Raw genomic sequence first — 25566 nt, forward strand, 5'->3', positions numbered from 1 at the left:
CTATGGGTTAATGCGTCGGTAACTACGCCCGAAGAAATCGGAGCAGAAACGCCAAAAGGTGCGCAGGACAAGGCGAACAAAGCCGAAGAGACTGCAATCGCAGAAGCAGCGGAAGACGCGGCGATCAAAGCGAAGAAGGCCGAAGAAAAGGCGATCGAAGTAGCCGAAGAAATGGACGAAGAGATTAAGATCGAAATGAAGTCATATGTCGAAGGACTAACGGAAGAAGTCGAAGCCGAAGTCAAGAAACATGCGGATCAAAAGGCGAAAGACGCCGAACTGAATGCGAAACTATTCGCGGAAGGTTATGCGGAAAAAGAATGGCACTACGGCGAGACACCACCCGAAGACCTAACACAAGTATGGTTTGACATGTCTAGCAAGCCAAATAAGATCCGTAAATACAATCCAAACACAAAAACATGGGAAGCAGCGTCACCAACGAAACCAAGCGACATAGGGGCGGAAACACCTACGGAAACACTAAAGAAAGCGCAGGACGAAGCGAAGAAGGCGCAAGACGCAGCTATCAAGAAAGCCGAAGAAATGGACAGGGCGATCAAGACAGAAGCCGAAAGGATCGCTAAAGAAGCCGAAGGAGCAGCGAAGAAGCATACGGACGAAGTAACGAAGCAAGTCGAAGAGGCATTAAAGCAAGATGCTGATACAAAAGCGAATGCAGCGAGAGACGCAGCGATTAAAACGGCGAAAGAACTAGACGCAGCCTTGAAAACAGAAGCCGAAAGACTGGCGCAGCAGGCACAAAAAGAAGCAAATGCACATACGGACGAAGTAACGAAACAAGTCGAAGAGGCACTAAAGCAAGATGCGCAAAACAAGGCAGATGCAGCAAAGCAAGGCGCATTGAGCGAAGCCGATAATCGTATTCTAGCAGCTCGTAAGGAAGCCGAAAAGAATGCGAAAACAGAGGCAGAAAGACTGGCGGAAGAAGCACGCAAGAAAGCCGAAGAAGCCGCGGCAGCAGATGCAAAGAAAAAGGCAGATGCAGCGCAGAAAGCGGCAGAAGAAAAGGCAGCGAAAGAACTAGGGGACAGAATCGCAGGTTTATCGAATGTCGGCCGCAACTTACTACTAGGTACAAAGGGCGTAACGCATATCGTAAAAGACGGTGCTGCAAAAAATCATACGTACTTTAAATTCGTAGATTATGCGATCAAGGATATTCAAGGGAAGCCGCTAACGGTATCACTAAAAGTGTCGGGTAAGGTAGCGACGATCGGCAATACAAATCCGTGGATCGGTATGGAAGTAAGGATCGATTATGTAGATGGAACATCGCAATACATCAGCGGTAGAGGCGAGAAGATTATAAAACCAAACATCGAATATAGTCGCCTTTTACTATCGGGGACAGGTAGCGTATTCGATAAACCGATCAAATCACTATCCGCGTATGTATTGGCTCGCGACTTTACAGGCGGGACAATTACGCTAGAAGAATTCAAAGTCGGGATCGGTACAATGGCGACCGACTACGACCAACCACGAGAAGAAGAGCTACAAGAAGTACGAGACACTATCGGATCAGCAAGCGGTCAAAACTTAGCCTTAAATAGTGCTGCGAAATTAGGTTGGTTGGGTTGGTCGGCTACACAAACAGGAGTCACTGATAAATGGACGATCGGAACTACTGGCGCATTAAACGGGTTTACGCACGTATTCCGATTAATAAACAAACAACCTTCAACGGCCGAAAACTTCTTAATCAATACAATTCCAGTCGCAAACGCTCGAATCTTAGGGAATAAAGTACAGTTCGGCGGGTGGGTTTATACCCACTCAATGACAACGGGCGGTATTCGTTTCTATGCGAGATTCCGAGGTATGGACAAAGACGGAAAAGAGATCATGAAGTACGCAAACGCAGGCGCAGCAAACGACATTCGCGGCCGCGGGTGGGAATGGATTACGTTCGAATTTAACGACTGGGCAGGAATGACAAGCCTCGACGAAGTTCGAATCACGGCGAACTGTCTAAAAGGATCTAACGGCGAGGCTTGCGTCACTGGCGTAATGATGAAAGTAAGCGAGGTATCTTCACAATGGACGCCATCACCGCTAGATTTCGAAGAGCTAGCAAGCGACGCGGGTTTTCTCACAAAGGGTACGTTATCCGCTGAAAGATTATACGGACAAACGATCGATGGGAATAAAGCAAACTTCGTAAACCTTAATGCTAGCAACATTAGTACGGGTACGTTAAACGCAGAACGTATCGGAGCAAATTCGATTAATGCCTCGAAGCTGCAAGCGAATTCCGTTACGGCTGAAAAACTCGCAGCGAATGCAGTCACGGTAGACAAACTCGCAGCAAATTCGATCAACACTTCGAAGTTACAGGCGAATTCCGTAACCGTAGATAAGATCGCAGCAAATGCGGTTACTGCTGATAAGGTTGCGGCGAACGCGATCACGACGGACAAGCTGCATGTACTAGCGAAAAGTCTAGTCGCTAACACTTCGATAACTGGAAATGATTCTACAGGGTGGCAAGTATCGAAACATGCGACATCTACGGTAAACCTTCGAGGATCTGAAAATATGGGTGATGTTCTTGTCCATACGTTCACGACGACGGAGCACGATACACCTACGCTATATCATTCAGAGTTTTTCGAAGTAGATCCAAACCAAACATACAAATTCAGTATCGGAATGTTTGTCGAGAAGAACGAGAGAGAAGGATCGCAGTACTTCGGTGTACAAGCATACGACAAGAATAAAAAGGAACTTCCGATGCAGCCGCTAAATCCAACTAACGGCGCACTAAGCGGAACACCTCGTACGAATCCGTATTTTTGGTCAGGATTGGGTACGGTTGGACAGTGGCAGTTCATGGACGGTTATGCGGTAGCTTCGCAATCAGACGGAAACGAAGCGCCACAAGGTAGAAACATACAGTCGTCATATCGAATGCACCACGCTACAAAGTACTTACGTATGCGATTCTATAGCGGGTATTATCCGAAAGCGAAGAACAAAGCAGCGTCTATTTTATGGCATTCACCTTCGGTTACTGCGGTAGATAGCGGCGCAATCGTAGCGGATCGTATTACGGCAGGTAAGATCGATGCGAACAAAGTAGACGTTGTGAACTTAAAAGCGAATAACATTACGTCGGGTACTATGACTGCTGATCGAATTAATGGCGGTACGATCAACGCAGCGAATACGAATATTATCAACTTAAATGCAGGTAATATCACGAGCGGTACGATCGATGCAGCGAAGATCGGCGTTACGAATCTAAAGGCGGAGAATATTACGTCAGGGATTCTAAACGCAGCTAGAATCGGGGCGAACGCAATTAATGCAGACAAGCTCGCAGCGGGTTCGATCACTACCGATAAGATTGCGGCGGCGGGTATCTCAGCAGATAAGATCACGTCGGGTACAATCGATGCACGTAAGATTACTGTAATCGGAATTAATGCGGCAAACATTACATCGGGTACAATCGACGCAGCGAAGATCGGTGTTACGAATCTAAAGGCGGAGAATATTACGTCAGGTATCTTAAATGCAGGTCGTATTGGAGCTAAGTCGATCTCCGTCGATAAGCTAACCGTAGGTGATTTTACAAATATGTGCCCTAATCCGAATTTCGATAGAGGGTCGGACGCAGAGTGGAACGGAATAACTGTCAAGGCATGGAATGCTACGGGAATCCCTGCGGGATCACCAACCCCTAACGTCGGGTCTATGAAAGATAGAAGAGACGCAACATGCGGGCAATTAATCCCAGTTAACGGCGGCGATCGTTTTCTGATCGAATATTCATCGTGTCATATCAGCGGCAACAATCAATTCGCAGTCGGGTTCTTCGTATTCGATCAAAATAGAACGGTATTTAATTACCCTGCTATACGACGCAATGCGGGCGATTGGTCGAAGATGTCGGGCGAAATTCAACTACCTGATAACGCTAGATATATACAAGTATGGACGCAGATTAATGCAACGGAAAAGCACGGCGAGTGGGTGTTTACTGACGTAACGATCCGACGAATGACTGACAACAAACTACTCGTAAACGGATCTGTACATGCAAGTAAAATCGCAGCAAATGCGGTTACTTCCGATAAAGTGGCAGCGAATGCGGTAACTGCGGATAAGATTGCAGCCAATGCCGTTAACGCTTCGAAGATCGCAGCAGGTTCGATCACTACCGATAAAATCGCAGCAGCAGGGATTACGGCGGATAAAATCACGTCAGGTATTCTCGATGCGAATAAGGTACAAGTACGAAACCTAAGCGCAGCCGTTATCACTTCGGGAACGATGTCGGCGGATCGTATTACGGGCGGAACGATTAACGCTAACAATACGAATATCATTAACTTAAAGGCGCAGAACATTGCGTCAGGTACGATAAACGCCGATAACGTAACGATCAGTAACGGACGTGTAACGATCGGTAAGGATGGTGTACAAGTAACACAAGCCGACTTCCTAGTGAAAGACGCGAAGACAGGGTTTACACATTCTCTACAATCGCAAACCAACCTGATCGTCGACCACTCATTCGAAATGTTATCGGCGGACGGCGATATATGGAATCAATGTTATAGATTCATTAACTGGGAATTCATTACCGAGAATGATCGTTACGGTAGATGGGCTAGAGTCGGTTCACCTCGTATGATCGACGGATACAACACGGATGTACCCGAAGGATCAAGCGCATTCGGACGAAAGGCCGTCCTAGTTAATTCGAGCGCTTACGTATATCAAGACATCGATGCGAAGGCTAACACAAAGTATACGATATCATTCCACGCGAGTAAGCCGTTTTACATCGGAGCAGGTGCGCCACAAGTACAAGTCGAGTATGTCAAGAATGGTAGTGTCATAGGGTCGGAAGTTAAAAACTTCGCCATACCTTCGACGCCTGCGGGAGAGTTCGTACGTTATGGATTCACCGTAACCACGCCATCAACACTAAATCACGAGAGAACGAACAGGATTCGCCTACGTTTCCGTGTAAATGGCGGTGAACATGCGTTAATCGACGGCGTACAGGCGGTTCAAGGAGATAAGGCCGTACCTTACGATTCAGAAGATAGTCTATGGGTGATGTCAAATGGACACTTATCACCCGTTCGTATGCACCTTCGAAATCTTATGATGCAAGGTAATACGCGAGTAGAGGGCGGCGGATTAAGTATCGCAGGTCGAAACGCAAACGGCGTAGGTCTTGAAATGTCTGAACGTCTTCGTATATGGGGAAATAACCCAATCGAAGTTCGTCAAAGCCACGTAGAGGCTATGGGATATCGTTGTATTGATTCACGTCCTGCGGGGGTTGATCGCATGATATGGGTCGGTTGGCACGATCAGGCGGGTAACGCAATCTACGTATATATCGGCGGTTCGTGGAAAGTCGCAGTAAGACTATAACCAAAATAGAGGGCGGTCTAGCGTTTATGTTCGTGAGGCGCTAGATTCGCCTTAAATACAATCATGGAGGTACGCATATGACACAACAAACAACAATACAAGAAGACGGCCTTATTAAGTTGCCTCACGAGATCGTACGAAGAACGGGCGTATTGCCTGACATGGAAATGAGCATCGAAGGAGATCCATCGGGAACGATCACACTACGACCAAAAAAGCAGCGCCGAGACTTCTGCCAATCGTGTTTTAAAACGATCAGCACGATCAACTGGTCGGGAATTCGCGTATGTCGTGAATGCTACACAAAATTAACAGGTCGTATATGGGTAGATCCAACGCCCGAAGAAATCGAGCGCATTATTAAGGGTGAGCCTGCAAGACTGCGATATTACGTTGTCTATGAGCAATTACGAGAGCTAGACGAAATCGAGCGGCTATACGGTGAGCCATTGCCGTACGACGAGTTATATTGGTTTCTTCGACTTAGAAATCGTACGCCTATCGCTATGATTCACGGTGATTACACGGATTTATACGAGGAACTAGTACCATCTCTAGAAAAGCGAGAAAAAGAGCGTATCGCAGCATTAGAAGCATTTAGCGATAAGTACCGATTAGATCTTCGAGGCGCAAGGGAACGCGACTCATTCGGAATTGCTACACATCTAAATTGGAGACTATCGAACGACGAGTTTCTAGAACTACGTAAAATTATGGGAGGTAATGCGTAATGTCACAAGTACACATCGACGTAAATCACGATAATATCAGAAACGATCTAGCATTACAGATCGCAAGTTTAACGACGGATAAAGCGATCTTGTCCGAGCAGGTGCGAGTACTAGCTAACGATAAATTAAATTTAGAGGTACGAGTACAGAAGCTAGAGGCGGAACGATCCGCAGCTAACGCCGCGAAAGAGCCTTCGCAACCTATGACGGAAGTAATCGACGCACCACAAACACCCGAAATTTAACGAGAGATAGGGCGGTAAATTACCGCTCTTTTTCTTTTTGGATAATTTAGCAATCTGCGAAAGGGAGTGCGTGAGTATGACGGCAGAAGCAAGGGAAATGACGCTAGCCGACGTTATCTTCAAGCAGCAGCAATTAGAGCGAGCGATCGCAAAGCTGCGAGAGGTTACGTATTACACGAAGCAAGAGGCGGAGGAAGCGCATAGAAAGATCGCCGTACTAGAAAGGCGTATGGACGAAATAAACGCCCTCCTGATCGAATTAACGAAGTCTAGTGTTAAGCAAGGCGAGAAGATCGATAACTTCGATAAGAAGCAAGATGTTTTTATGTCGAATCAAATGCAGTTAGTCAAATGGTTCGTAGTGATTATCATTGCGATCTTAACGGTACTAGGCGGCCTAGTCGGAATAAAACTCGCATTTCCGATCTAAATACGGGACGAGCCGCGTTTATGTACATGTAGGGCCGCTCACTCGTTCTATAAAAATCAAATAGGGGGAATTTAAATGACAAACGTAGATGTAGTAATCGACGCAGGACACGGAGCGCACGATAGCGGCGCAGTAGGAAACGGATTGCTAGAGAAAGAGCGAGCGCTAACACTATCGCACATGCTAAACGAAGAACTTCAAGCGAGCGGTGTTAGTACGTATATGACTCGTACGACGGACGTATTCGTAACGTTGTCTGGCCGAGCTAAAATGGCAAACGATCGAGGCGCAAAGGTATTCATTTCGAATCACCTCAATTCTTCGGACAATCCTAGCGCATTAGGGTACGAGTCATTCGTATACAACCGTAATAACGCCCGTACGAATCAGCTACAAGACTTACTTCATGCGGAAGCGATGAAAGTACTAGCGCCTTTAGGTTTCCGAGATCGTGGTAAGAAAACGGCAAATCTTGCAGTAGTTCGCGAAACTAATATGCCCGCAGTTTTAACAGAGAACGGATTCATCAGCAACGCGTCAGACATGGCACATATCCATAAAAACGAAGTGCTACGAAAGTTAGCGCAAGGATACGCAAAAGCAATTTGTACGTTCTTAGGTAAGAGCTACAAAGACAGTGGGAACACTGGCGGCAGCACATCGCAACCAACGCCACCACCAACGAGCGGCGGTGGATCTTCGCAGCAAGGTATCGGAACAATTACGATCAATGGCGAAGGCGTTCGAATCCGTACAGGTGCGGGCACAAACTATCCATTCAAACGATACATTCCAAAGAACGTTTATATCCTATGGGCTATGGAAAATGGTTGGGTTTGCGTAGGTAATGGCGAATGGGTGTACGCTGATCCATCGTACACAACGTTAAAACTATACGGACAACAACCGCAAGCAGTAACAGGCGTTGTATACGTTACAGGTACTAACGTACGTGTTCGTAAAGGCGCGGGCACTAACTACGAGGTCGTTAAGCACATCAATAGCGGCTCATTCAAAGTATGGGGAATCGTAGGCGACTGGGCTTGCGTCGGTACAGACGAATGGGTCAAATTAGATCCGTCATATACACGTTTCGTACGTGACTAATAAACGAAAGAGGCGATCATATGTTAAAGAAAATCGGTAATAAGCTATACTTCCGAAAGCTAAAAGCTCGCCTACTTAACAAAGGGACGTTGCTAGCGTTAGTAGCGTTCCTAGTTAAGCAAGGACTGGCATACGGCTATATTCCAACGCAGGAAGTCGCAGACAGTATCGTAACGTTGGCGGATTGGTTAACGACTGTCCTGATCGGTCTAGGCATCATTAATAACGCGTCGATCGGTAGCGGTTACGGCGATAAACCTAGCGAGGCCGTAACGTTCTTAGGCGCGAGTGAGCGTTGGCAGCACGCACAAATTACGAAAATCGATCAAGATTTAACCGAACGCGGGCTAGGCTAGGCGTTTATGTACATGTAAGGGTTGTGGCGATCCTTATTGCGTGGTAGTTTGTGGCGAACTGCTGCGCGGCTTATTCTTATTCTTCATAAAACATCTATCTCCAAAAACTGCGACAACGTTGCGCCCTACTGACGAAGTTCTAGGGCGTTTCGTTTTGTCTTTAAAAGGATTTTGAATGTGGTACGTGAAATTATTACGCAACTTGAGTAAAATAACCTTTGAAAATTTTGCGATATCGATTTGACATTAAATTAACAAATATGAATGTAGCAAAAAACGACGAAAGAAGGTATTCGATGATTGTCGATATATTAATAGGAACATTCTCGATATTAATAGTCGGAAACGTAGTCTATGAAATTATAAAAGAAAGAAGGAAAGAGAAATGAAAAATTCCACAATTGAAATGTTCAGAAGATCACTAAAAATAGCGGTATGTCTAGGTTTTATGTATTACGTACTTGTGTTATTCTCGAAAGCAATAGTAGCAACGATGTAGGACGATCAGCGGCGATCGTTCTTTTTTATTGCGAAAAACGCGTCGGTTGTAGTCCTAAGTTGCAGGGTCGTTGCATGGCAAAAACTACGCAGCAGGGCAATATTTCGACGAGATTCCCGACGGTGCAACTTTTTCATTGACAATACGGCGATATCGGTGTATTCTAGTTTTAGGCAAAGAAAAAACCGCCAACGATTGCAGTCGCTAGCGGTAAAGGTAAAGCCTAAATATCAAATTAAAAATATAAAGAGTAACAACGTACTCTATATAATTCGTAAAGCCGTTGGCGCGGCAGAACGAAACCTACCACGATTATACTACATATATCCCCGTAGGTAAAGAGGCGTTGTTATATAAGGAGAATATTTATTATGACAAACGCAACTACAAACAAACACTACATGAGCGAATACGCTAATTTATCGCAATTCGATTCTATCGAAGCAATGGACGAGACGATCGCAATTGCTAAAAGTTACCACGCTGAAGAGTTAAGTTATACGCAAATGGAAGTTCTAGACTTCATCGCACAACATGCGGTTAAGGTCGTAGGCGTAGCGAAACTACTCGTAAAAACTATCGCAGGTGCAGTCGGCAAATCAATCCGTACAATTAACTACGCAACTAAGAAACTAGAAGATCTAGGAATCTTGTACAAAGTCGAGACTCGCCGAAAGAAATCAGGCGGACTAGGCGCAAATGTATATGTACTTTCAAACGCTATTGCAGGATCAGTTGCAGGATCAGTTGCAGAGCGACCATGTGACGAAATCCCTTGCGAGAGTAAGGACGAGCAGCCGAAAATCGAAAGTGAAACTCTTTCTAAAACCCCAGTTAAAACCTTAAACAATAAAACATTAAAAGACTTCGAAAAGAATAACAATACTAATCTAGTTAAAGATCAAAAAGTAAGGGAAGTCGAACTATTTGCAGATACACCACAATGTTTACGAACTGCATACGCAGGTTTAGAAAATGATCTAGGCAATAAACTAACAAAAGATATTATTCTAGCATTCAAAAATAGCGAACTATCTCAAAAGACAGAATGGACACTACAAGAGCTTTGTATACAAGACTGCTTATTTGCTACGGAATTAGGAAACCGCATAAGAGATTGTGTAATTAGGCATCGTAACGGCGATATACATACGACACTAGGCGGCTATATTTATACTACTGCGTTAGAAATGTTTAAGGATCGCTTAACTATGATCGAAGCGCCTACCGTTGATCCTAACGAAGAACTAGATCTATTTAACAACGAAATTGCAAATATATTAAAAAACACGAAGATTGAGCGACCTACCTTCGTAATGCCTACCGTTTATGGTAACGTACATATAGTTCCAAACGATTTCAATAACGACGATCTACCGTATTGAATATAAATCTATACATTCCGCTACACTTTTTTGATATTATGTAGTTGATCTATGGAAATTATACAAAATACTACCACTGACTATATTGCGATACAATATCAAGTGTAGTATAATGTAGTTATCGATAGTTAAATATATTAATTTGGTGGGGGTTATACATATGACGGTAGATTATATCGGCGTAGAGGCTGCGAATTCGTTCGTAAAAGTTGCATCAGTAAACGAAGATTTATGCTATTTGAACACATCGCGAAGAGTGGAATCATTCGAAGATACAACAGGGTTAACGGTTTATACATACGAAGGCGTACAATACGTTATCGGTGAAGAAGAGAGCGCAAGCAGTAGCGCAAGAAATGATGATCGTTATTCTAGCGCGGGATATCGTACAGAAACGATCCTAGCAGTAGCGCAACTAGTTAAAGACGGAAGCGAAGTTGTTATCGGTACGGGACTTCCTAGCGAAGATTATAAAAACGAAGAGAATCACGAAAAGGTAAAACGTAATTTGATCGGAAAACATACGGTTAAGATCAATGACATAGAAAAGACATTCGAAGTAGTTCGCGTTTATACGCCTATGCAGCCGATCGGATCGGTAGTGAATCGCATTTATGATTACAACCTAAAGATCCGTAAAGGTATGGAATGGGAAAAAGATGCGCGCAAACTAGTAATCGATATCGGGTTCGGTACTACTGACGTATGCGAGGCGAAAGGATTACGCACAATACGTTACGACGGCGTACAAGTCGGAATGATGGAAGCAAACCGCATCATTAAAGACGAGCTTACGAAACAAGGCGCTAGGGGTATCGTATCATTCTTGCATATGGATAGCCTGTTACGAAGTGCTAAACGTGAATACATTAAAGACGAATTCACCGACAAGGAAGTCTTATCGAAAGTAATAATTGAGACGGGCGGCAAAGAGTACGATATTAAAGATATTATGGAACAAGCGCTAGAATATACGGCACGTACCGTAATGCAGCGTGTGGATAATTTAGGATATGTATTAAAAGATTACGACGTAGTACTATTCACGGGTGGTAGCTTACTAGCATTACACGAATACATTAAACCGTACTTAACAGGCGTTAACACGAAAGCAGAACAAGGCGCACAAACGGCAAACGCTAAAGGCTACGCTAAATATGCGATGGTTCAAGACGTGAAAGCAACGGTTTAACTAAGGGGGTTTACTAATGGCTATCAAGCAGCATTCTTTCAAGGCGGACTCGTCAAAACCCGACGAAAAGATGATTAATGATTTTCTCGAAGGCAAGCCAACGCAGTACCATATAATAGAAGCAATGAAGATTTACGTTAGGATAGAGAACGCAAAACAGGCGGCAATTGAAAAGATGATTGCAAATATGCAAACAGGACTATTCGCGCAATCTAGCGAACAAGCACCACGAGAAGCGCCGAAAGCTAATGACGCAATTAAAGAATTCGATCTCTAATTTAATATAAAAATGACAAAAAGACGATACCGCGAAGGTGTCGTCTTTTTTGTTGGTCGAAACATAATACGACAAGCATTTATGTACGTAAAGGTATCGAAAAAAGGAGGAGATTTACAACAATGGTTAAAAATGATTTATTCGGCGGTTACGTCAATGTCACGGGGACGGGTTTCGAGAATGAAATACGCGTCGAAGTTATGACCGATAAGGGTTACAAGTACATATAGGTAGACGAAAAGACGTTTTACAAAATGCTCGAAGAAAATCTACACGTAAAGGTCGTGGCGTCATGATTAAAACAACAATAGTCGCCTTTGTAGCGGCAGTATTGTCGGCGGGGTTGTTTACTATTATAGGAAGTTTAAACGCGATCACGAAATATTAGAGCGCTGCTATCGAGGTGTTGAATAATGCACTATCAATTATGGATCGACTACCGTTATGTAAGTATCGGAACGTTGGGCGAAATGCAGGAAAAGGCGAAAGACTTCATTAAAAACTATCGACAAGGATGTAAACATATAAAAGTAGAGTATCGCTATGCAGGCGGGATCTAAAAGATCTCGTCTTTTTTGTGTTTACGGCGTTTATGTTCGTAGTCGAGTTTTTAGGAGGCGATAAGATTGCGCAACGATGAAATGCAAAACGGCGAAGTATTCGTCAAATTTTTCGTGAATGCCCGTAACGGCTTAATGGCAGCAATGGGCGCTGAATTGTGGCATACGTACTGCGTGCTTGCAACGTACATGGATCGTAACGGCAAATGCTATCCGTCGCAGGATCAACTAGCGCGAAATTTAGGGATTCGTAGGGAGACGGTGAGTCGTCGTATGAAACGATTATTAGATTTCCGTTGGAAAGGCGAGCCGCTTGTAACTGCGGAATGGGTACGTACAAATGATAATCAATTTACGAATATCGTATACACGGTAGATCCTTCGAAGGCTTTTCGCATATTTACCGAATGACACACGATCCCCGTGTGACGTCTACGTAACATGGCTCAGCGTCACACTAACTAGAACTAGTATTAAATAATAGCTATATATAAATATATGTCTGCGTAATTAAAAGAAATATACGCAGTATTGATATGACCTAAAAGATCGTCGTACTTGCGTTTATGTACTCGAAGGGAGCTGATAGCATGGCACGTAAAAAATTACCGCCTGCGAAGAATTGGAAAGAGCGAGACATAGACGATTGGAACGCAGTTACGTTTTTCAATTTCCTATGCGACAAACATCGAGAGGTACGAGGGATTGACTATTTTGCTAGTCGTGGCGTGAAATTGGATAACGCGATGATTAAACAAATGTATGAAAAGCACGGCAAACTCGAAACAAAAATGTTTATTGAAGAGTGCCTAAAAGAGTATAAGTCGTCACCGAAGTATAAAGTCTGCTCATTTATGTTCATGAGAACATATATGCTTGCTCAGGTGATGCCGAAAGTGCTCGATAGTATAAAATGTATTAAAGAGCTAGAAATCGCGTCAGAGGATAATCTCGACGATCTGACGTTCTAAGGAGGCGATAGTATGGAAAAGGGAATTCTAAGAAACGCACTACATGACGGACTAACACAAGCGGAGATCCTGCCGCATGTAATTGCGATACATGGATATAGCGGAAACGGCGGGCGTGTACACGCTGCAAATGTACCGAAGCAATATCGAAACGAGCTGATCGTAGACACGAAAGTACGCGAAAGCGAGCTGAAGATATATAACGCACTAGATCGTTACGTTAAAACGTTCTCTCGTCAATTCTCAGGTGAACAAATTATGGGGCTATACCTTTATTCACCTAACACAGGAAACGGCAAGACAACGACCGCCTGCGCCCTTATAAACGAATTCATTCTACGTCACTACGTCGGATCACTAAAACGGGGTTTGCGTCCATTGCAGCAGCCTGCGTATTTCTTCGATGCGAACGAGTGGCACATGCTCTATACGCAATTCAATAGGCCGAATGTGCCGCGACATATTGCTGAGGAAGCAGCCGCGGAATATTACCGAAGGGCAAAGATCGCGAGAGAAGTTCCGTTCCTTGTAATGGACGATATAGGAGTCAGAGAAGACATAACAGAGCCATTCCGAATGGACTTACATGCGTTAATCAATCACCGCAATGTCGAAGAGTTACCGACGGTCTACACAAGTAACGTACCGCTAAAAGAGTTAGCGGCGTTGTACAAAGATCCGCGACTACCTGATCGCATTCGTGATATGACGCGAGAATTAACGTTCACGGGAACAAGTAAGAGAGGTAAACGCAAATGAAGAACTTCGAAAAAGAAACGCTAGAAGAAATCGCGTCACTTTACGACTGGGCGTACGGCAGCGCAGGAAGTCGAAGGCTATCAAAGCAGAATGCACAATATGTATTATCTGAATTTCGTAAACTAGCAAAACGATACAAGGAATTAAAGGGGGCGTCGGCAGATGTCGAGAACGGGCGAGAAGCTACTATCGAAGATCATTCAAAATAACGATCCGCAAGCGATCATACGCTTTAATTTACGTTCAGATCATTTTAGAACGAAAGAAGAGCGCGACGTACTACGATTCATTAAAGGTTATGCGGAAAAGAATCGAAATCAAGCGCCGCCATTCAATACGGTAGTCGAGGAAGTACTAGACTTTAATTACGAGCCGAACGTAGGCGATACTTACGAATATCTAGTAAACGATCTAAAGGGTACGAACGCAAAGTATATGTATCTACAACTCTTACAAGGAGCAGCATCGAAGAAGTTTACCGAAATGCCCGATAGTGAGGGGATCGAGTACGGACAATGGCTATACGATCAGGTTAAGAATGTACTAGACGTTAACTCGATCGGCGGGAAAATTGGTATGGACGCAAAAGTCGATACCGAAGATTTCTTATACGAACTGAAACGAAGGCAGCAAGGTGAATCGTTTAAAGTATGGCTATCAAAGTTCGAAGATATAAACGAAGCGATCGGCGGCTACTTTACAGGAAATATGTATACGTTCTATGGGCGATCAGGTCGAGGGAAGTCGGCGACGACTCTAGCAGAATGCGTACATATGGGAATGGAAGGCGCTAACGTTTTAATATGGGCGTTGGAAATGTCGAAATACGAGGTACTTGTACGTATCTACTCGATCGTAGCTGCTACGAAAAAGCTATTCAAAACAAAGATCAAGGGCGTTGAGTACGGCGCAGGATTTAATACAAAGGATCTGTTAATGGGTACGATCAGCGACGAGCACATGACGCACTTCGAAAACTTCTTAAAGAATATCAACGATCACATTAAAGGGAATATCGTTATTCGCGGCGTAGACTGCGAAAATTTCACAGACCGTAGTTATAAGGCACTAGAAAAAGACATCATTAACAGTAATGCGGACGTTGTACTAGTCGATCCTTTTTACTACATGCACACACCGAAGAACGAATCAGGCGTTAACGGCGGGAACTTCGCAGCTCTATCGATGAAACTGCGGGCGCTCGCAGGTCGCACGAAGGTTGTTCTCATGGTAATTACGCAAGCAGAAGAAACAAAAGACGAGAATGACAAAGAGAACGACGAGCGGATCTTACGACCGCCAATGCGTGACGAGATTAAGAAGACGAAGCAAGTTCTCGAAGATGCGACGAACACGTTCGGAATCGACACGTTAGACGGCGAAGGAGTTATCAAACTAGGTAAGGGACGTAACGGCGGTGAGGGCGTATGCGTGAATATAATTTACCTTGCAGGGTACGGTATTATTTCGCAAATGCCTACAGGAACAGTCGCAGCCGAAGCGTTAAAAGATGATTGGTAGGGGGGCGATAATATGATTATGTTAGGTGTATCGATATTAATAGGAATTATCGCAGGATTTATAATCGACGAATTATGCGACAACGGTATAAAAGGATTTCTAGTTATGTTGGGGATCGTCGGTACTGCGCTCGTAATATTCTTCGGTCTATTCTTCACTATCGATAAAAATGTCGAAATGGTAACAAAACGCGATGTAACGGAATTAGTCGCATTAGGTGACGGACAACAAACGAAAGGTCGAATGTTCTTAGGTTCGGGATACGTAAACGGCGAATTAACATACAAGTATGCGTATAAAAAGGGCGAAGGTTATGGAATCGATATGGAGCGAGCGGATTACGTAGATGAATTACGATACATCAAAGACGGATCAAAACCACGTATCGAAAAAACCGAAGTCGTATATAAATCGACGTGGGCGAATGTACTAGTCGCGCCATTCTTCAATACTGCGAAACATATCTATGTACCCGAAGGTACGATACAAGAGACGTTTAATATCGATCTGAATTAGGGGGCGCACATATGGCGATCATTAAAGTACACGGAAGAGAGATCGACGTAGATGTAGAAAAGGAAATACAAAAATATTCGTGGGATCGTCCGAAGTGGAGGGCGGACAGGCTGATCGCTTGTTCTCCTTTCCGTGCGGATTCGTCACCGTCATTTTACGTTTACTTCGAAGATACTGCGACGGCATTTGCGGGGTCATGGGGCGATAGTGGTGGCGGCGAATTTCAAAAGGGACATTTTACGCAGCTACTCGCATTTCTAGAGAATTGCAGCGAAGAAGAGATCATCGAGTATCTATTATCTGAATATGCGTCAGAATGGGACGGTGAATCGAAACTAGAGATCGACCTGTCACGTTTAAAAATGAAAACGAAGGAGCGAGGACTAGATATGAAACTACTAGATAATTTAGCGATCACAAGTGAGTATCTACTAGGTCGCGGGATCTCATACGAGACGCAGCGATACTACAATAACGGATATGACGAGGCGAATAACATCGTTACTTTTCCGTACGTAACGCCAAACGGTCGTCTAGCTGCGTTGAAAAAACGACGTACAGATTCGAAAATGTTCTTTTATGCAGGTGGTGGTATTCCGATGCGCGAGCTTGTTTATGGTATCGATCTTGCATATCGTGACGATCATAAAATTGCAATCGTAACCGAAGCCGAAATCGATGCGGAATATGCATACGAAGTTACTGAGATCTTAGGTATTGCGATGGGAACGTCTTCGATCACTGACGAAAAGGTATCGGTAATCGAACGAAGCCCGATCGAAGAGCTTATCATCGGGTCGGATAACGACGAAGCAGGCGAAAAACTAAAGAAACAAGTAATTAACAAATTCGGTATGATCCGACTATATACGATCGAGTTTCCCGAAGGCTGCAAAGACCTTAATGATATGACACCGCGGCAATTAACGGAAGCGATCAAAAACAAAAAAGCCGTAGAAACTTCGCTATTTAATGTAGCGTAGTTCGCGGCTTTCTGCTATATTATATTAATACAGTAAAAAGAACACTTGTTCTCTATTTTAGATAAAATTCGCGTGTTACTATATCTATTGTGATAAATATACGTATATATATATAATTCGCGCTAACTACTTGCTATGTCTTCGATATAAAGCTACGAAATCATTAAAAAGCTCGTCTTGCTGCTGATCGCTTAGTGCTTCACTGTTTGTAACGTCGTAGATCATTCTTAAAATATCCTGACGTTTTGTTAACGTCTCTAGTACAGATGTCGGTATTTTACGATACGCGATCGCTATTTCGCATTCGTCCATCTCGTACACTCTCGCGATTCCGCTAATAGCTGCGGTAGAGGGTGCTTTTAAAGCTCGTTCGATTTCGCTTAGAAAAACGAAACCGATCCCGATCTTATCGCTCGCTTCGACTAGAGTAAGGCCTTTTCCCTCTCGTATGCGTCGAAGTTTCTGCGAGATATCAACAAATTCGGGGTGAATCTGCGGTTTCTTTTGCACTCTCTTTTTAGTTGATTTTTCTGCATTTTCTTTCATTAAAAACACCTCTGTAATGTAGTGATATCAACGCTTATATAAACCGACTATATACATCGGAATATCGTTTACAGTATGGATAAACTTTGCTATAATAGAAAAGTGTGGAAAAAGACTAACCACCTTTTACACAACTTGCGAAAAGAGGTCTAACCAATCTCTATTTTACGTATAAGGCTAACCATCTTATACCTTTATTTTTTTTGCGCAAAAACGAACTAAGGGAGCGTCACCACAACGCACCCCTAATCAAAAATACTATAAAAGTAAATATCGTTTGTATCGCTCACCACAAGCGAAACAATGCTTTATTGTACATGTTTTCTACCACAAAAACAAGTAGTACAATTCTGCCAATTTTTAATATGACATATATTGTAATAATGTAGAATATATTACCTATTATCTTCTACAAAACTTATTATATATTAGGATTTTTGAGTTGAAAAGAGAACGACTGTTCGGATTTGACTCTTTTTTTCGCATATTGCTTAATTTTTCTGGGTGAGTACCTGACTATTTTAGTCGGGTTACTCGCCTTTTTTATTTGCCTAAATTTAGCAAGTTGCGTAAATGAATGCGTCAACGGCGCGGGTTGGGGCGTACATGCGTTCTTAATTACGCAACTTGCGTAATTGATCTGACGAGCCGAAAACCTGACGAAAAAACTTTCCTAAAAAATTTTTAAAAAAATTTAACCCAAACGGAAAACAGGTCGGCGTTTATGTCCTTGTAAGCACAAAAACACATTTGAAAGAGGTCATGGATCATGAAAAGAAAAGAAACGAAATTGACAATGGATTTTACGAAAGCAATGCATACGGAATTAAACGAACTAGCTGCGGTTGCGGGCGAAGAGATCCGCAATGCATACGGAAAGGTATCGACTGATCGTATCTTCCAATCAGTAAACGGTGAATTCGATAAGGCGCAAGAGTTGTTCGTGTATTTCCTGGAAGATTTCGAGGCGATCCGCGAGAAGTACTGGCACGCAATGAATAGCGAAGAAAGTTTTATTATCGACTGCTATAACAAATTACGATATGCGGCACGAACTTACGACATCAATAAAGGTAATTTCATCGCAAGAATTGAGCCGTTAATCAGACGAGTGACAGGCGATCATTGTACGAGACGAGGCGATCGACGTAAGGTACTCGAATCTAGAGACGCAATTCTAGAAAAAGACGAGGGTACGAGCGGCGTTCAAGGAAAAAATCCAGTATTTAACGACGTGGACGAATCTGTAAATGTACAAGCTAGTGCGATCGAGACTGCGAGAGAACGTGAGCTAGTCGAAAAGTACGGCGATAACGACCGCAATAAAGCAATCTTGGAAATCATCATGCAAGAAAAATCATACATAAAGCAAGCTGACATTGCTAGACGTCTAGCCGATAAGTTATCTATATCTTTCGATAGCGCTCGCGGATCAGTACGAACATTCATTAAAAACATGAAGGAAGGTATCACGACAAATGACTACATCAGCGCTTAAATTTACATATCACGCAATTAAAGAAATGAGAGAAGAGTTACAACAAGACGAAATGATCGTCTCTAGTGGCCGCATGAGTGACGAAAAGGTTCGCCAATATATGCGTGAATTCATGAAAGAATCTACATATTTAGGTGAAATCACGGATCATACAGGAAAAACTGACCGATTATTCGCATATCGTCGATATTGCTTCGTATTAGATCGTACCGATGATGTAGTAATCACGGCGTATCGTCGAAACATTGCATCGGACGAGCTGCGCGACATTATTAAGCCGATCTTAATGTCGAAGCTAGAAGACATGGAGCGAGAGATCGCAAAGTTACAAGCTGAGTTCGATAAGCGAGATCGCGAATATAAGCTAGAACAAAAGATGTATGACTCACTAAGACGTAATGGCTATTCGACTGGGATTCATCGTCGATTGAGAGGCGAAGCACGATCGAAACTTATTGCGGCAAAGGTCGAGAAAAGCAAGATCGCAAAAGGAATCGCGCTATTTATATAAACAGGGGGAATTAACATGAAAAAAGGATTCACGTTAAATCTAGATTGGAAACAACAAATCGCATTAATGGGCGCACTAGCTGCCGTCATGTCCGAAGAGGATATCGAAATTAAAAACGAAGATCAGTACGATTTCGATGCGTGGCAAAAGGCGGGACGAGACGAACAATTCGAGCGACTGGGTAGTGACATCGATACGTACCAGTCAAACGAAGACATCGGCCGTACACTTAACGAGATCTTGGAAACCGTAGCGAAAGCATTCTTAAAATCAGGGGGTAACGAATAATGAAAATGCAAGAATTCAGACTAACACCAATCGAATAAAAGGTAATCGCGCTATCTATAATCGGAATTATGGAGCGCAACGGGGTTAAGGATCATGGCGTAAATGACGCGGTATTAATCTTCGACCTAGATAACGAACTTATGGCGCAGGTGGCCGAGGCTATTCCACCACATGAAATTAACAATCACGTAGTTAACGAAATGCGATCACTATTACCACTGTTTACCGAAGGGTACGGCAAATAAGGCGGCATATAGTCGCTCTTCCCTTTTTCGACTTGAAAAAAGTTATTGACATTTGACCGATCGTGCGATCGGTAGGGCGTTTATGTCTACGTAAGGCAATCGCCAAATAATCGATAAAGGGGAAATGTGAATATGTCATACATCGTATCTACAGGAACAGAGGCAATCGACGCAGCACTCACGGAGAAGGCAGATACTTCGAAAATGTTAACGTCCGTTAAAACAGGAAAAGTATTAAAGGTTCGTGCATTACCTACGGCGGTAGTTCGTTACTTCGCACATTCTGCGTACAAAGTGTTCTATACAACGCCATGTACGAAAACTAGCGGAAGGCCTGATCTATACGATTTAGCTTGCGACTTACTATACAAAGACGCAAAGGCTGCCGAAGATGCGGGCAAGTCTGCGGACGAAGTAAAAGAAATTAAGGATCGTGCGTATGCGTTAAAGGCGAAAGAACGCTATATGATCGGCTTCGTCAACTTAGAAGACGGGCAACCGATTATCGTAGACTTTACATCGAAACAAGGTAAGGCAATTGTAGCGGATCTTAAAAAGTATGCGAAGAAGTTAGACAAATACCCGTTCGAATTAACGAAGACAGGTTTGTCAACTGATACGCAAGTATCGTTCTCACTCGTGTTAGATCCTGAGGACGACTTAAAAGAATCCGAATACAAGAAGTTCGAAGAGTCAAAAGGCTTCGAATTCCCGATGAACGCATTCGGTGAAGTGTTACAAGTTAACGATCTTGAAAAACAGATCGAAGACTTAAAGGCATTCGGCTTCGATGTATCTCGACTAGGTATCGAAGAGACAACGCAAGAAAACGAAGGTGACGACGATACAGGATTCTAAGAGATAGGGCGCTATATGCGCTCTTTCTTTTTATCTAAATTACGAAAGGATTGATCGTATGAAACTAGATTTACAAATCAATTTAGAAATGGCGGATAATAGCGAGGCTAAGCGAAGCCGCTCGAAAGAAGTCAAAAAGAAAGTCGCGGAAGCAAACGAAACCGTCGAAGAAGCGCTACAAAGGATCTCGCAAATGTCGTTAACGAAGAAAGAAGTGCGACAATTACAAGCCGCAATCGAAGCGTTTGCCAAAGGTAAGGCGGGACGTACAAAGAGCGGTAAAATGGCGAAGGGCGAAGCGTTATCGATCGGCGAGAAGTATCTACGTAAGAAAGAAGCGCAAACCCGAAAAGAACGCATACAAGATGTACTCGACAATCACCCGAAGAATTTCCACGTATTAACGGACGATTCGCAACTAGAGCCATTCTTGCAAAGATTACGTAAAGAAGTGCGACAACAAGCGAAGCAATGGGCGGATCGTTTCGAAATGCTAGACGTAAAATCGTTAACCGCAAATGATTTCGAGGGAACGGGCATAGATTCGTTCTTAGATTTATCGATCGGCTTTTCGATATGGCTGCCGATCCTTAACGAAGGTTACTATCTTGCGTATGGTCACGTTGACATAAACGATCCCGAAATCCCGCGCGAGTACGCATTCAAAGAGGGCGACAAGCAACTAACGAGGTCGAAAGTTCTCGCCGCAATTTCGCCGTACTTATCGAATAAGGATCACGGAAAGTCGTTTCATATGGGAAGCGCCCGTTACGATTTACATATCGCCGAGAATGACGGCTACACAATTAACGGTTGCGTATGGGATTCACTGGACGCAATGAAGATCATGACAGAATCGCTAGACAAGTACGGACTAAAACCGTTGATTCAACGATACGGAAGTCGATTTTTAGGGATTCATAACGAAGTTTATACGTTCGAAGATCTATTCGGAAAACGATCACCTGCACCATTTAATACTACTATCGTAGGGATCTACGCAATATACGACGTTTACTACGGTTGGAAGTTGACCGAATGGCAATTCGAAACTATGAAGAAAACGGATCGATTGCTAGAGTGTTACGCAAAAATCGATAGTAGGCTGCCGCAAGTTGATACGTACTTAATGCGATCAGGATTCCACGTTGACCTAGACGAATTAAGCGGACTAGAAAACGAATTCCGAGAAAAAGCCGAAGAAGCTACGCAAGCCGTATTCGAAGTGTATCAAATCGACGATAAATTCTTAGAGGCCATGTCCTATACGAATAACAGTAAGAAGATTATCGAATGGCGCAAAAAGAATAAAAAGAAATTAGATACGCTAGACAAGCGATTATCGAAGCTATATGCGGATCGTAAGAAAGCCGAAGAAGACGGCAAGACTCATACGAAACGTTATGCGGACATTCTCGCACGGATCAAGAAATATAAAGACGAACGCGCCGAATTGAATGTGTTAATTAAATCGGACGATCACCCGCACAAGATCGAATCCTTCGAATTCACTAATGGCAATCACATCGGCTATCTTATCTACGATCATCTAGGCATTAAGGATCGTACACACAAGATACAAAAAGGTAAGAAGCGATCGACTTCGGCGGACGTACTAAAGATCTACTTCGAAGACGAGCCGACATTAAAACCGCTCGCAACGGTGGCGGAATATCAAACGTTATTAAACACATTCGTACTAAAGATCCCGCAAGTAATGGAAGTAGACGGTCGCTTTCATTCGAAGTTTGATGCGGGCGGAACGAATACGGGTCGATACAGTTCGGCTGCGTACACTGGAAGACCGATCGATATACTGGACGAATTTAGATAGGGCGCTATATGCGTCCTTTTTCTTTGTCGTTAACCCAGTTCTGAAAGTTTACTGCGTTTATGTACGTGTAAGGGGAAAACACCTTAACAAACAATTGAAACGAGGTAATTAATTATGACAAACACATTCAAAATCGGACAAAAGGTATCGGGCGGTTTAGCGCTTTTAGCGATGGAAACGCACAAGATTAAAAATATCGATCACGGCGGTTTCGTATTTTGGTATGAAAACGGCAAGTTAATGGGATACGCACCTGACGTAAGAACAAGCGAACGCGAGCGTAGTATCGCATATTTCCACAAAAACACATTCGAGGTAATCGGACTTATCGAGTCTCCATTCAAAACAGGCGATTTCGTACGAGTAGATTCACATCAAGTGGACGTATTACTAACTATGGGTGAGGTCGTGGAGGTAGTCGGATATGACGAAACGAAGCACTTCCCGATTCGAGTTAAGAAGGAAGATGGGCGCGAAGCGGTAATTATCGAGAAGTTTGCTAGGAAGCTATCAGAAAGCGAAGTTGCGGAGATCAAAGCCGCAAGACATAGAAAAGCAATTAACGAATTAGAAGTAGGCGCATTCGTGCGAATTACAAAAGGTAGTCAGTTCGGCGATGATTTCGAGACTGGCGACATTGTAGTCGTAGTTTATCAGGAAACGAAAGAGAGTAACTGCCCGATCAAAGTAGCGCCGCTACATAATCCGAAAAAGGCATTGTCAGAGTGGGCGCGATGTCAAGAAGTCGAAGTCGTTACGGAAGAAGAAGCGATTAATGCGAAAATGAGCGAAAACGGTTTTACGTTCTCAATTCATGCGTTCGATTTCGAGATCATGACGCCGAAGGAGATCGAAGAGTACGAAGCGTCTCTAATCAAAACGGAAGTTGGATCATATCTAGTCGTAACGAACAGTCACGGAAATCCGAAGTTTAAAGTAGGTGAAGTTGTAATCGTAACGGGGATTCCAAGTGCTAGCGGCATCCATGTTAAAAGTGTAGACGGTAAGGAGAGCGGGTATAAGTTCTTAGAAAACGTACGAAACACAACGGCGAAAGAGATCCGTGATGCGCAAACAGTTAAGTACAACGAAGGTGATTACGTTGTAAGTGTTGACGGCTGCAACTACCCGATCGGGGAAGTGCTAGAAATTACGAAAGTCAACGGTAACGATCACTACGACGTAATGAATTTAGAAGGTAAAACAGGCGGAAAGCAATCATATAACATTCGCAAGGCTACTGAAGAAGAAGTTAAGAAGGCGAAGAAAGAAGCTGCTGCGAAAAAAGAACGCAAGATTTTCGAAGATTTAGGACGCAAATACGGCGAACTAAAAGAGGGCGATGTCGTACGAGTTATCGACAATTGCCTCGGTCGATTAAAAGAAGGGGATATCGGCGTAGTCAGACATCAGGATCGATTTAACTTCGCTGACGATGATCGATATAGCGCTACAGTAACGGTTAATGGTCGCGATAAGGTCGCAAACAATGCACTAGTTAAGTTAGTCGTATCAGTAGAGCACCGATTAGATAAATAACGAATAGGACGCCTTCGGGCGTTCTTTTTATATCCAAATAAACGAAAGAAGGGTGATAATATGGCGGCATTTCCTATCGACGTTAACGATAGCAATTACATCGATATAGTAAAGAAACTTGTACAGAATGACGATAAAGTATCGAAGGGATCAAACCTGCAAAACATTCCCGCAAGATCGAAAGAAGGTAAGCGAGTACGTGGCGCGTTTAAGCCGAAAGAAGGTTGGTTCTATCTAGCGGCCGATCTATCGCAAATAGAGCCGCGAATCATGGCACATATCATGTGGATAGTGTACGGCGATAACTCGCTGCGATCAATCTTCCTAGAAGGTCGCGACCTATATACGACAATGGCGATGATGGTTTTCAATCTAGAAGAAAAGTACTGCGTCGATAAAGCGTACGATCCTACAGGACGTTTCCAACCTCGCACAATGATGAAAACGGGCGTACTAGCGAAATCATACGATCAGAAAGTCGATAATTTCTGTACGACGATGGGCGTATCTCGTGAAGTGGGCGACATGTTCTATGAGAAATTCGATACGGCGTTTCCATCTTTTATACAAATGGTTCGTGATAAGCGTAAATTCGCGTACGATCACGGCTATAGTGAGACATTGTACGGACGAAAACGCCGATTCCCGTATCTTGCTGAGTACTCGAAACTAGTTCGACGTAATGAGCGCAAACTAATGGATCTGTACATCGAACGTAAGCGAGTACGCAGCCAATATGTGAAATCAAAAGCGAAGCACCTGCAAGAAAGACTCGATCAGCTCGAAGAAAAGATCAAGCCACTGGCGGAAATGCGAAACCTTGTATCGTACTGGGAACGTGCTAGCTTTAACTCAGTAATTCAAGGTACGGGCGCGGACATTCTAAAGATCAATATGATTCGATTATACGAAGAATGCGTTAAGCGCGGTTGGTATCTAAACGCAAGTATTCACGATGAAGTAAAGGTCGAAGTACCTGCGAAGGATCTAACGAAAGAAAACTGCGATCTTATTACGGAGATCATGACGAAATCCGTAGAACTATCTCTACCGCTGAAATCCGATACAGTAATCGAGACTGTATGGGGTGCTGAATACGATCCCGACGACTGGGACTTCGAAACACAACAACCGAAATCTGCATAAGTTAACCGAAAAGGCGATCGACCTGCGTTTATGTACGTGTAAGGCTGATCGCCTTAATTCATTTGAGAGGATTGATGTAAATGTTTAAGAGAAAGTTTAGTTACACACCGCGTACAAAGTTAGGTGAAAAGATTTCCGAAAAGCTAGA

Annotated in this window: 28 protein-coding genes; 26 read left to right on the plus strand and 2 right to left on the minus strand. The window is 43.5% G+C overall.

The features are described from left to right. Positions 1 to 546: 546 nt before the first annotated feature. The 19 genes from GBN91_RS29025 to GBN91_RS27275 all read left to right on the plus strand — a co-directional run bounded on the left by GBN91_RS29025 (position 547) and on the right by GBN91_RS27275 (position 16953). On the plus strand, positions 547 to 5421 hold the full coding sequence (locus GBN91_RS29025) for a hypothetical protein (RefSeq protein ID WP_193222130.1): 4875 nt from the start codon (positions 547 to 549) through the stop codon (positions 5419 to 5421). A 77-nt stretch (positions 5422 to 5498) separates the two neighbouring features. Then, positions 5499 to 6152: a PHD finger domain-containing protein gene (locus GBN91_RS27210; RefSeq protein ID WP_061655081.1), complete on the plus strand. Its 654-nt coding sequence runs from the start codon at positions 5499 to 5501 to the stop codon at positions 6150 to 6152. Positions 6153 to 6241: 89 nt separating this feature from the next. Further along, positions 6242 to 6397: a hypothetical protein gene (locus tag GBN91_RS29030; protein WP_154695877.1), complete on the plus strand. Its 156-nt coding sequence runs from the start codon at positions 6242 to 6244 to the stop codon at positions 6395 to 6397. A 76-nt stretch (positions 6398 to 6473) separates the two neighbouring features. Then, positions 6474 to 6827 carry a hypothetical protein gene (locus tag GBN91_RS27215; protein WP_061655083.1) on the plus strand — a complete coding sequence of 118 codons (354 nt, stop codon included), beginning with the start codon at positions 6474 to 6476 and terminating at the stop codon, positions 6825 to 6827. 75 nt (positions 6828 to 6902) lie between these two features. After that, positions 6903 to 7934 carry an N-acetylmuramoyl-L-alanine amidase gene (locus GBN91_RS27220; RefSeq protein ID WP_061655084.1) on the plus strand — a complete coding sequence of 344 codons (1032 nt, stop codon included), beginning with the start codon at positions 6903 to 6905 and terminating at the stop codon, positions 7932 to 7934. A 20-nt stretch (positions 7935 to 7954) separates the two neighbouring features. Then, a complete protein-coding gene (locus tag GBN91_RS27225; protein ID WP_061655085.1) occupies positions 7955 to 8290 on the plus strand; it encodes a hypothetical protein in 336 nt (111 codons plus the stop codon). Between the two features lie 260 nt (positions 8291 to 8550). Then, a complete protein-coding gene (locus tag GBN91_RS29525; protein ID WP_264299212.1) occupies positions 8551 to 8679 on the plus strand; it encodes a hypothetical protein in 129 nt (42 codons plus the stop codon). A 481-nt stretch (positions 8680 to 9160) separates the two neighbouring features. Beyond that, positions 9161 to 10174 (plus strand): helix-turn-helix domain-containing protein, encoded by a 1014-nt coding sequence (locus GBN91_RS27230; RefSeq protein WP_152122748.1) that lies wholly within the window; start codon positions 9161 to 9163, stop codon positions 10172 to 10174. 160 nt (positions 10175 to 10334) lie between these two features. Then, positions 10335 to 11366 carry a ParM/StbA family protein gene (locus GBN91_RS27235; RefSeq protein ID WP_061655087.1) on the plus strand — a complete coding sequence of 344 codons (1032 nt, stop codon included), beginning with the start codon at positions 10335 to 10337 and terminating at the stop codon, positions 11364 to 11366. Positions 11367 to 11382: 16 nt separating this feature from the next. Further along, positions 11383 to 11643 (plus strand): hypothetical protein, encoded by a 261-nt coding sequence (locus tag GBN91_RS27240; protein ID WP_061655088.1) that lies wholly within the window; start codon positions 11383 to 11385, stop codon positions 11641 to 11643. A gap of 12 nt (positions 11644 to 11655) precedes the next feature. Further along, positions 11656 to 11847, plus strand: coding sequence for a hypothetical protein (locus GBN91_RS29035; protein WP_193222131.1), 192 nt, complete (start codon positions 11656 to 11658; stop codon positions 11845 to 11847). A 209-nt stretch (positions 11848 to 12056) separates the two neighbouring features. Next, the gene (locus GBN91_RS29040) at positions 12057 to 12203 is read left to right on the plus strand and encodes a hypothetical protein (RefSeq protein ID WP_154695878.1); all 147 of its coding nucleotides are present in this window, start codon (positions 12057 to 12059) and stop codon (positions 12201 to 12203) included. Between the two features lie 66 nt (positions 12204 to 12269). After that, the gene (locus tag GBN91_RS27245) at positions 12270 to 12614 is read left to right on the plus strand and encodes a helix-turn-helix domain-containing protein (RefSeq protein ID WP_061655089.1); all 345 of its coding nucleotides are present in this window, start codon (positions 12270 to 12272) and stop codon (positions 12612 to 12614) included. Between the two features lie 155 nt (positions 12615 to 12769). Then, positions 12770 to 13174 carry a hypothetical protein gene (locus GBN91_RS27250; protein ID WP_226800206.1) on the plus strand — a complete coding sequence of 135 codons (405 nt, stop codon included), beginning with the start codon at positions 12770 to 12772 and terminating at the stop codon, positions 13172 to 13174. Positions 13175 to 13594: 420 nt separating this feature from the next. After that, positions 13595 to 13933: a P-loop NTPase family protein gene (locus GBN91_RS29370; protein ID WP_226800209.1), complete on the plus strand. Its 339-nt coding sequence runs from the start codon at positions 13595 to 13597 to the stop codon at positions 13931 to 13933. Then, entirely contained in the window at positions 13930 to 14142 is a 213-nt protein-coding gene (locus tag GBN91_RS27260; protein WP_152122750.1) for a hypothetical protein, read from the plus strand. The genes GBN91_RS29370 and GBN91_RS27260 overlap by 4 nt, the downstream gene beginning before the upstream one ends. Then, positions 14096 to 15454 carry a DnaB-like helicase C-terminal domain-containing protein gene (locus tag GBN91_RS27265; RefSeq protein WP_061655093.1) on the plus strand — a complete coding sequence of 453 codons (1359 nt, stop codon included), beginning with the start codon at positions 14096 to 14098 and terminating at the stop codon, positions 15452 to 15454. The genes GBN91_RS27260 and GBN91_RS27265 overlap by 47 nt, the downstream gene beginning before the upstream one ends. A 12-nt stretch (positions 15455 to 15466) precedes the next feature. Then, the gene (locus GBN91_RS27270; protein ID WP_152122752.1) at positions 15467 to 15970 is read left to right on the plus strand and encodes a hypothetical protein; all 504 of its coding nucleotides are present in this window, start codon (positions 15467 to 15469) and stop codon (positions 15968 to 15970) included. Between the two features lie 11 nt (positions 15971 to 15981). Further along, positions 15982 to 16953 carry a toprim domain-containing protein gene (locus tag GBN91_RS27275; RefSeq protein WP_061655095.1) on the plus strand — a complete coding sequence of 324 codons (972 nt, stop codon included), beginning with the start codon at positions 15982 to 15984 and terminating at the stop codon, positions 16951 to 16953. A 126-nt stretch (positions 16954 to 17079) separates the two neighbouring features. Here GBN91_RS27275 and GBN91_RS27280 read toward each other — a convergent pair whose 3' ends face one another. Beyond that, positions 17080 to 17499: a helix-turn-helix domain-containing protein gene (locus GBN91_RS27280; protein WP_061655096.1), complete on the minus strand. Its 420-nt coding sequence runs from the start codon at positions 17497 to 17499 to the stop codon at positions 17080 to 17082. An 803-nt stretch (positions 17500 to 18302) separates the two neighbouring features. Then, positions 18303 to 18494 (minus strand): hypothetical protein, encoded by a 192-nt coding sequence (locus GBN91_RS29375; protein WP_180227091.1) that lies wholly within the window; start codon positions 18492 to 18494, stop codon positions 18303 to 18305. On the opposite strand from GBN91_RS29375, the gene GBN91_RS27285 reads away from it, so the two are divergent. The 7 genes from GBN91_RS27285 (at position 18494) to GBN91_RS27315 (ending at position 25418) form a co-directional block, all read left to right on the plus strand. Further along, entirely contained in the window at positions 18494 to 18997 is a 504-nt protein-coding gene (locus GBN91_RS27285) for a hypothetical protein (RefSeq protein ID WP_142338766.1), read from the plus strand. The two genes, GBN91_RS29375 and GBN91_RS27285, sit on opposite strands and share 1 nt — an antisense overlap. Continuing rightward, the gene (locus tag GBN91_RS27290) at positions 18978 to 19508 is read left to right on the plus strand and encodes a hypothetical protein (RefSeq protein WP_061655098.1); all 531 of its coding nucleotides are present in this window, start codon (positions 18978 to 18980) and stop codon (positions 19506 to 19508) included. Before GBN91_RS27285 ends, GBN91_RS27290 begins: the two co-directional genes overlap by 20 nt. Positions 19509 to 19523: 15 nt before the next feature. Next, positions 19524 to 19796, plus strand: coding sequence for a hypothetical protein (locus GBN91_RS27295; RefSeq protein ID WP_061655099.1), 273 nt, complete (start codon positions 19524 to 19526; stop codon positions 19794 to 19796). A 377-nt stretch (positions 19797 to 20173) separates the two neighbouring features. Continuing rightward, a complete protein-coding gene (locus GBN91_RS27300) occupies positions 20174 to 20899 on the plus strand; it encodes a hypothetical protein (RefSeq protein WP_061655100.1) in 726 nt (241 codons plus the stop codon). A 58-nt stretch (positions 20900 to 20957) separates the two neighbouring features. Then, entirely contained in the window at positions 20958 to 22733 is a 1776-nt protein-coding gene (locus tag GBN91_RS27305; RefSeq protein WP_080450901.1) for a bifunctional 3'-5' exonuclease/DNA polymerase family protein, read from the plus strand. 114 nt (positions 22734 to 22847) lie between these two features. Then, positions 22848 to 24272, plus strand: a complete 1425-nt coding sequence (locus GBN91_RS27310; protein WP_152122754.1) for a hypothetical protein — start codon at positions 22848 to 22850, stop codon at positions 24270 to 24272. A gap of 60 nt (positions 24273 to 24332) precedes the next feature. Then, positions 24333 to 25418 (plus strand): DNA polymerase, encoded by a 1086-nt coding sequence (locus tag GBN91_RS27315; RefSeq protein WP_061655102.1) that lies wholly within the window; start codon positions 24333 to 24335, stop codon positions 25416 to 25418. The last annotated feature ends 148 nt before the right edge of the window (positions 25419 to 25566 follow it).

Origin of the sequence: Bacillus sp. B1-WWTP-T-0.5-Post-4, assembly GCF_009183795.1 — a bacterium.
Taxonomy (GTDB): domain Bacteria; phylum Bacillota; class Bacilli; order Bacillales; family Bacillaceae_G; genus Bacillus_A; species Bacillus_A cereus.

What these genes read in the sequence shown, in the direction of transcription:
- GBN91_RS27300 (WP_061655100.1), top strand. Translation starts at nt 20,174, where the DNA reads ATGTCATACATCGTATCTACAGGAACAGAGGCAATCGACGCAGCACTC.
- GBN91_RS29040 (WP_154695878.1), top strand. Translation starts at nt 12,057, where the DNA reads ATGCACTATCAATTATGGATCGACTACCGTTATGTAAGTATCGGAACG.
- GBN91_RS29035 (WP_193222131.1), top strand. Translation starts at nt 11,656, where the DNA reads ATGACAAAAAGACGATACCGCGAAGGTGTCGTCTTTTTTGTTGGTCGA.
- GBN91_RS27275 (WP_061655095.1), top strand. Translation starts at nt 15,982, where the DNA reads ATGGCGATCATTAAAGTACACGGAAGAGAGATCGACGTAGATGTAGAA.
- GBN91_RS27260 (WP_152122750.1), top strand. Translation starts at nt 13,930, where the DNA reads ATGAAGAACTTCGAAAAAGAAACGCTAGAAGAAATCGCGTCACTTTAC.
- GBN91_RS27225 (WP_061655085.1), top strand. Translation starts at nt 7,955, where the DNA reads ATGTTAAAGAAAATCGGTAATAAGCTATACTTCCGAAAGCTAAAAGCT.
- GBN91_RS27290 (WP_061655098.1), top strand. Translation starts at nt 18,978, where the DNA reads ATGACTACATCAGCGCTTAAATTTACATATCACGCAATTAAAGAAATG.
- GBN91_RS27280 (WP_061655096.1), bottom strand. Translation starts at nt 17,499, where the DNA reads ATGAAAGAAAATGCAGAAAAATCAACTAAAAAGAGAGTGCAAAAGAAA.
- GBN91_RS29525 (WP_264299212.1), top strand. Translation starts at nt 8,551, where the DNA reads ATGAATGTAGCAAAAAACGACGAAAGAAGGTATTCGATGATTGTCGAT.
- GBN91_RS27250 (WP_226800206.1), top strand. Translation starts at nt 12,770, where the DNA reads ATGTACTCGAAGGGAGCTGATAGCATGGCACGTAAAAAATTACCGCCT.
- GBN91_RS27315 (WP_061655102.1), top strand. Translation starts at nt 24,333, where the DNA reads ATGGCGGCATTTCCTATCGACGTTAACGATAGCAATTACATCGATATA.
- GBN91_RS29025 (WP_193222130.1), top strand. Translation starts at nt 547, where the DNA reads ATGGACAGGGCGATCAAGACAGAAGCCGAAAGGATCGCTAAAGAAGCC.
- GBN91_RS29370 (WP_226800209.1), top strand. Translation starts at nt 13,595, where the DNA reads ATGCTCTATACGCAATTCAATAGGCCGAATGTGCCGCGACATATTGCT.
- GBN91_RS27285 (WP_142338766.1), top strand. Translation starts at nt 18,494, where the DNA reads ATGAATAGCGAAGAAAGTTTTATTATCGACTGCTATAACAAATTACGA.
- GBN91_RS27270 (WP_152122752.1), top strand. Translation starts at nt 15,467, where the DNA reads ATGATTATGTTAGGTGTATCGATATTAATAGGAATTATCGCAGGATTT.
- GBN91_RS27305 (WP_080450901.1), top strand. Translation starts at nt 20,958, where the DNA reads ATGAAACTAGATTTACAAATCAATTTAGAAATGGCGGATAATAGCGAG.
- GBN91_RS27215 (WP_061655083.1), top strand. Translation starts at nt 6,474, where the DNA reads ATGACGGCAGAAGCAAGGGAAATGACGCTAGCCGACGTTATCTTCAAG.
- GBN91_RS27235 (WP_061655087.1), top strand. Translation starts at nt 10,335, where the DNA reads ATGACGGTAGATTATATCGGCGTAGAGGCTGCGAATTCGTTCGTAAAA.
- GBN91_RS27240 (WP_061655088.1), top strand. Translation starts at nt 11,383, where the DNA reads ATGGCTATCAAGCAGCATTCTTTCAAGGCGGACTCGTCAAAACCCGAC.
- GBN91_RS27210 (WP_061655081.1), top strand. Translation starts at nt 5,499, where the DNA reads ATGACACAACAAACAACAATACAAGAAGACGGCCTTATTAAGTTGCCT.
- GBN91_RS27220 (WP_061655084.1), top strand. Translation starts at nt 6,903, where the DNA reads ATGACAAACGTAGATGTAGTAATCGACGCAGGACACGGAGCGCACGAT.
- GBN91_RS27310 (WP_152122754.1), top strand. Translation starts at nt 22,848, where the DNA reads ATGACAAACACATTCAAAATCGGACAAAAGGTATCGGGCGGTTTAGCG.
- GBN91_RS27230 (WP_152122748.1), top strand. Translation starts at nt 9,161, where the DNA reads ATGACAAACGCAACTACAAACAAACACTACATGAGCGAATACGCTAAT.
- GBN91_RS27265 (WP_061655093.1), top strand. Translation starts at nt 14,096, where the DNA reads ATGTCGAGAACGGGCGAGAAGCTACTATCGAAGATCATTCAAAATAAC.
- GBN91_RS27295 (WP_061655099.1), top strand. Translation starts at nt 19,524, where the DNA reads ATGAAAAAAGGATTCACGTTAAATCTAGATTGGAAACAACAAATCGCA.